This window comes from Candidatus Gastranaerophilales bacterium (assembly GCA_028693235.1).
Lineage (GTDB): Bacteria > Cyanobacteriota > Vampirovibrionia > Gastranaerophilales > Gastranaerophilaceae > JAQUVW01.
Genome location: JAQUVW010000003.1, coordinates 365298 through 372016 on the forward strand (window position 1 = coordinate 365298; position 6719 = coordinate 372016).

The 6719-nt window shown below is 30.2% G+C and carries 5 protein-coding genes; 1 reads left to right on the forward strand and 4 read right to left on the reverse strand.

Annotated features, from left to right (window positions below; all coding sequences use genetic code 11):
* Window positions 1-27: 27 nt before the first annotated feature.
* Genes PHV37_07330 through PHV37_07340 form a run of 3 tightly spaced genes read right to left on the reverse strand, consistent with a single transcriptional unit; the run spans window position 28 to window position 4319 of the window.
* Entirely contained in the window at window positions 28-678 is a 651-nt protein-coding gene (locus PHV37_07330; protein ID MDD3237891.1) for a response regulator transcription factor, read from the reverse strand.
* Window positions 678-2375, reverse strand: a complete 1698-nt coding sequence (locus PHV37_07335) for a tetratricopeptide repeat protein (protein ID MDD3237892.1) — start codon at window positions 2373-2375, stop codon at window positions 678-680. The genes PHV37_07330 and PHV37_07335 overlap by 1 nt, the downstream gene beginning before the upstream one ends.
* 51 nt (window positions 2376-2426) lie before the next feature.
* On the reverse strand, window positions 2427-4319 hold the full coding sequence (locus PHV37_07340) for a GAF domain-containing protein (protein MDD3237893.1): 1893 nt from the start codon (window positions 4317-4319) through the stop codon (window positions 2427-2429).
* A 74-nt stretch (window positions 4320-4393) separates the two neighbouring features.
* Between PHV37_07340 and PHV37_07345 the strand changes: the two genes are divergently transcribed.
* Window positions 4394-5086 (forward strand): glycosyltransferase family 2 protein, encoded by a 693-nt coding sequence (locus PHV37_07345; GenBank protein MDD3237894.1) that lies wholly within the window; start codon window positions 4394-4396, stop codon window positions 5084-5086.
* A 706-nt stretch (window positions 5087-5792) separates the two neighbouring features.
* Here the strand turns inward: PHV37_07345 and PHV37_07350 are convergent.
* Window positions 5793-6719: hypothetical protein (locus PHV37_07350; protein ID MDD3237895.1), on the reverse strand; the 927-nt coding region annotated here is incomplete at its 5' end.

Sequence of the window (6719 nt, forward strand, 5' to 3'; positions counted from 1 at the left end):
TTCTCAGAATATCTCTTCATTTGTGATTTATATAATATTGTCATTTAAAGCCTTAATTGCTGCTTGAGTCCTGTCTTCTACACCCAACTTTTGGATAATACTGCTCACATGAACTTTGGCGGTATTTACACTCACATAAAGCTTTTTAGCTATTTCATTATTATTATACCCTTCTCGAATAAGTTTTAACACTTGCTTTTCCCTTATTGTCAAATTGTAATCATTATTAACAGAGCTTTTTTGTTTTTCAGAGTCTTTAGAAGCAGCATCAAGAACTACTTGAGCAACATTAGAATCAAACCATATAGCTCCATCTAAAACTGATTTTACAACAATTGCAAGATTATCAGGGTTAATCTCTTTTGAACAATATGCACTGGCACCTGCTTTTATTGATGATAGAACTTCTTCTTGAGTGTTATGGGAGGTCAAAATCAAAATTTTTATCTCAGGATTAATCTCTTTTATTTTAGCACTAGCCTGAATGCCGTCTGTATTTGGAAGACCGATATCCATAATAACAGCGTCAACGCTTTGATTTTTTACTATTTCAATAGCATCTTCGGCGTTTGGAGCTTCAAAAATCTCACCGACAAAATCTTTTGATTCAAAAGCGGTCATCAGTCCGAATCGAATTAAAGCGTGGTCTTCAACTATCAAAAGATTATGTTTTTGCATTAAAACTCCTTGGTATTTGCAATAGGAATATCTACTTGATTACCGGTCTTGGCTGAATATAAGGTTGAAGCTTTGACAAAGTTTTTATTTGCCGTTTCCTCATTGTTTTTAATTTTAGCTAAGACTCCTTTGTAATAATAATACCTATAGTTATTTTCTTCAAGAAAATTCACCGAATCGATGTAGTTTTTTGCCATATCTATGTTTTTGTTCATTAGGGCATTGTCAGCTAAATCGAGCCAAGTATTTGCGAAAAACGGATTTAATATTGAAGCTTTCGTGAGATAATTTAAACTTTTTTGAGATTTTAGCTTTGCGTAGACATAATATGGTTTAAAATTATTTGAATCAACAGTAATAGCCTTGTCGCAATAGGATTTAGCTAATTTTTGATTATCTTCTTTCAAAGCTATAACCGAAAGTGCGACTAGAGAATCGAGGTTTTTATTATCATATTTTACTGCTTTTTCATAATTTGTTTTTGCTACTGCATAATTTTTTTGAAGAAATGCAATATTTCCCAAACCATTGTATGCATGGGAAAAATGCTTATTTATAGAAATAGCTTTTTCATAATATTCTGTCGCTTTTGCAAAGTCTTTTGTCTGAAAATATATATCACCGAGAACAGACGATATTTGCGGATTTTTAGACTTTGGTATTGAAGTAAATGTCTGAATAGCACGTGAATAGTCATTGTTCAAATAAAAATATAATGCCAGATGATATTTTGCTATATTTTCTTTTTTTTCAGAATTTGCAAGGACATAATTTGCCAATTTTTCAATTTCTATTTTAGATTCGGGCAATGGGATATTTTTTTCTTGAAGATTTTTTACTATCTTCATAGCATCTTTATATTGTTTGAGCTCGCACAATATTCTGACTTTGTATTTTTGATAATATATGTTATCTGAATTTATAGAAATGGCTTTATTGATAGCACTCAAAGCCCTTTCGTAATCTTTATCAGAATAGGCAGCGTTAGCAATCAGATAATTAGCAAAATCAGAACGTCTTGCTAATTTTTCTCGTTTCAAAATATCTTTAACTGATTCTTGAGTTAAATTGTTATACTCAATCGAGCTGTATGCCCCTGCAAGAAACATTTCATCACTTTCTGAGTGTTTATACTTAGGGAAGCAAGTTTTTTTAATCATTGTTATGTAAGGGTTCCAGACATCAATATTTTTTACTTTTGAAAGAGCTTCATCAGCAAGGCTGAAAAATCCTATATCTGCCATTTGATAAGCCAGCATCATATAATAACAATCATTCAAATTGTTTGATTTAATCAGATTACTAAATCCGTTATAAGCAACAAATACATTGCCTTGAGTATAACGCTCCAGAGCTTCATAAAATTGAGAAATTAAAATTTTATCATCATTATTAGCATCTTTACTTAAAGAAAACGAATTGTTTTTATCAAAAAGCAAAGCTTGCGAGTTTGCCTCATTCATAGTTGCATCATATTGGCTTATAGTGTCTGTATATAAGCCTTTTTTGGGTTTAACCTTGCCATCGAAAAGATTTGTTGAATCTGCATTTTTAACAGGAGCGACCTCTACGTTTTTCTCAACAACAGCTTCTTTTTGCTCTACTTGTTCAGAAGTATTAGTTTCAACACCCACACTAACCTGCGATGGATTTTGCATAACCTCTTGAACAACTTCGTCAGCAAATGCACCACCCACAATAAAATTTATAACAATTAATAATATTATATATTTATGTTTCAATTAGTCCTACTTCTTTATGACAGATTTATTTGTATAATATGACTCAAATAAAGCTATAAATTCTTTTTCTCTATCGGTTTGATTTTCGCTACACAATAGCTCATACAAATCTCGCATTGTATATTGGTGAAGAACCTCTCTGTCTATATGCTTTAAATTTCCGTGATACTCTGTTAAAAATATATCAATAATTTTATCACAAGAAATATCCAAAAAAGCATCCACTATGTGTTTGTCGAAGTGTTTATTCATGCCTTCAACAAGAATATTTATAGCATTTTTGATAGGCATTTTGTCACGATAGTGACGAACAGAAGTAATAGCATCAAAAACATCAGATACAGCCAATATTCTCCCGCCTAAAGGTATATTTTCACCGGACAAATGCCTAAAATATCCTGTACCGTCGAATTTTTCATGGTGAGAAGCCGCAACTTCAACAACTTCGTCAAAACCTTTAGACACGCTCATTTTGCTCAAAATATCATGTGTTATATTCACGTGGCTTTGAATATGTTTGTATTCTTCTTCTGTTAATCGTCCTTCTTTTTGCAGAACAGAGTCTTTAATGCCGATTTTGCCTATATCATGGAGTACAGCAGCTTGAGATATAAGTTCAATTTTAGATTCATCGAGCTTCATTTGCCTAGATATAATTTCAGAATACATTTTTACTCTGCTTGAATGACCTGAAGTGATTTTGTCCCGAGCATCAATAGAAGCTGAAAGAGCGTCAATAAAGCTGTTAAATAACATTTTTTGTTCTTTTAACATTTGCTGTTGGTGGTTAAACAAAATATTGTTTTCAAGAGCGATTCCGGCACTTGAGCCTATTGTAAGGAGTAAATCCTCATCATGGTCGGTAAAATCACCGTTGTATTTGTTAAGAACTTGAAAAACACCAATAATCTCATATTTGATATTCCTAATAGGCATACACAAAATATTTTTTGTCGTATAGCCTGTTTGAACATCAATATCCTTGTTAAAACGAGCATCTGTATAGGCGTTTTTTATATGTATGGTTTCACCGGTCATAGCGACATGTCCGGCGAGCCCTTTATCCATGGGGAAACGAATTTCTTGTCTATCCATTCCGAGAGCGACTCTTGACCATAACTCGCAAGTTTCTTTATCAATCAAAAATACGGTACATCTGTCTGCATTTAAGGCAAGTTTTGTTTGTTCAGCAATAGTGGTAAGCAATGTGTCCAAATCTATTTCAGCACTTATTGTTCTTGCAATTTTGAGCATTGCAACCATAGGGTCTTGAGAGCTGTGTTCTGGCTCAACTTCCAAGGTTTCAATAGCTTTATTTAAGATTTCATCATTTTGCTCTTGTAGACTGCCTGCGATTATGCTTAATCTTTCTAAACAGTTGAAATAATTGTTTACTCTCGCCATTTTAAAAGCTTTGTTTAATGAAGAATATGTTGACTCAAAATTTTTCAATTTCAAATTCAAAAAAGCCAAAGATTCATAAACTCTTGTTTGCAAATAAGGATAATCCGCAAGCATTTTATCTGCACGAGAAAGATATAATATAGCTTCTTGATAATTGCCTTCTTTTTCAGTAACTTGAGAAAAAGCAAAACGGTTAACACCGCTGGCTGGTTCAAACCCTGAGCTTTGTGCCAAAAATTTTGCATCTTCAAGTATTAACAAACTTTTATAATAATTTTGAGGCTCCAAAAAATATTTCAACATCGCAATAAAAGATAAACAAATTGAAACATTTCCGATACTTTGAATTTTTAAAAATAGACTATGTGCCTGAGATATAGAGGTAAAAGCCTCTTGGAAATTTTCCTTTTCAAACAGTTCGAATGTCTTGTGGAGCAGGGAATCGGCTTTCTCCAAAGTTTCTTTATCAGCTTCAATTGATTTATTTTTGAGCATATTGCCCCCTTAACAAACTATACTTTTAATTATACAATATATTTGATGAAATAAAAAACTAAATTGGAAAAATAATGAAAAAAATAAGCATAATAGTCCCCATATACAATGAAATAGACTCCATAAACGAAATTATAGAAAAGATTAACAATACCGATTTTGATTCACTTGAAAAAGAAATTATACTTGTTGATGACGCCTCAACTGATGGTTCAACAGATATTTTAAAAGGAATGCAAGACAGATATAAAATCATTTTTCACACAAAAAATCAAGGCAAAGGAGCAGCCTTGAGAACAGGATTTGCGGCAGCAACAGGCGATATAACAATTATTCAAGATGCTGATTTAGAATATAACCCCGAAGACTATATTCCTCTTGTAAAAGCAATAAAAAAGGGAAACGCCGATGTCGTTTATGGCTCAAGACTTTATAATAAAGATTATGAACAAAATTTTTTAAAAACAAGCTTATTTGCAAATAAATTTTTAACAAAAATGACAAATATATTATTTTTTGCAAATTTAACAGACATGGAAACATGTTATAAAGCATTTAAAAGCAATATATTAAAAGAAATAACAATAAAATCGGACAGATTTGACTTTGAACCTGAAATAACAGCCAAAATTCTAAAAAAAGGCATAAAAATAAAAGAACATCCCATATCTTATAACGGGCGTCAATATGAAGAAGGTAAAAAAATAACGTGGAAAGACGGACTGCACGCAGTTTTAACTCTAATTAAATACAGATTTTCAGATTAATTTTCGACAGAAAAATGCCCTCGACAAAAGAATGCGTTATCTACAAGATAAATTGTGCTTTCTATTTCAGAGCCATCTTTAAGCATGATATTTTTGCTTTAATAAGATTTGACAAACCCTAAATTATTCTTTTAAGACAATTATAGATGGAGAGCCAACAAATAAATTTGAAGAATATTCAAAATTAATTTTTATATTTTATATAGACTATCATGCAAAAGCATAGCAAAATGTAGTTGAAAATTTTACAGAAATCTTCGAAAGGTTGGCTACGCATGGGCGAAAGGCTAACTTCCCTCAAAACAATAAATTTGTAATCGAAAACTTCCGAAACTTCCGAATTGCTTCCTCAAAATCTTCCGATTCTTCCGTCCCAATGTTGTCAATTCGCTATTTCCACCTGTGTGTTTAAATTTGAGGACTGGAAGATTTTGGAAGATATTTAAAAATCCTACGATTACATTTTTAAAAATAGCCTGTTTTTCCGACTAAGTCGGAAATGCTTTTAAAATGATACTTTCGACGTTTAAAAGTTCAAAATCGGAAGTTTTGCTCTTTTGTTTTTCAATGTAATTGAAAGCCAAATGTAATTGAAACGAAAAATTTTTATAATACCGCTAAACTCTCTTTAAATCTGTTTTAAAGATGAATTAATAAATAATTTTTGAAAATTCGTTTTTTGCTGTTTTTGTTTTTTTAATTACATTTAAGATAAAACATTCTGGATATTTTCTTTAAAATATTGTTTTAATTTTATTTCATCCGAAGATTCTACAATTGAAATATGAAAATCTCTTACAGTCGTCTGTCCCTTTTTTAGTAAATCTATCCCTCTATCACAGGACAACGCTACATTTTCAGTATAAAAATACCTTTGGTGTAATAAATTAACACATGTATGTAATAAAGATAACTGTTCTTTTATGTATTTAAAATTGAGCAATATATCTGGATATTGTAAAATTATTTCATTTTTAAATTTTTTAAACATATCTATAATATCTTTTTCAATATTTACTTGATTTTCTTTTATTGAAACAATTATATTTATATTTAAAGTTGGATTAATTTCATAAAAATATAATAACCAATATTTTAAATTATATTCAAAATTAGTTGGAATTTTAAATTTCTCGGATCCTCTATTTTGAGCATCTATATCAGGGGTTAATTGTTTGTCATAAATATATAACTCATTAGCATATGTTATAAAGTTTTTGAGAATATTTTGTTTTAAATCATTAACATCAGTTTCAGATGTTGATACAAAAGATTTTTTACTAAAAATATTTGAAAAATCCTCAAATTCAAAACAATCCAAAGACTTAAAATATTCGGATTGGAAGTTTTCAGACAAACAAGAAGTACAACTATTAGCACAATCCGCATTTGCAAAAAATCCAAAAGCATCATTATTAATAGCTATTGATGTAAAATACTGACAATATTGTTGTATATCCTCAGTAGAAGGTATAACTTCTATTTTTTTTATTTTAAACTTCTTATACATATTTATCAATAAAGTTTCTAATTTTTTTTTAATATTATCATTATTAATATCTAAAATATTTTGTTTTATTTCACTTATCAAAAAATCCTTATTATCAAATAAAATAATCCCTCTTGATTGAAT

Coding starts and splice junctions, on each gene's coding strand:
- PHV37_07345 (MDD3237894.1), top strand. CDS start 4,394: ATGAAAAAAATAAGCATAATAGTCCCCATATACAATGAAATAGACTCC.
- PHV37_07340 (MDD3237893.1), bottom strand. CDS start 4,319: ATGCTCAAAAATAAATCAATTGAAGCTGATAAAGAAACTTTGGAGAAA.
- PHV37_07330 (MDD3237891.1), bottom strand. CDS start 678: ATGCAAAAACATAATCTTTTGATAGTTGAAGACCACGCTTTAATTCGA.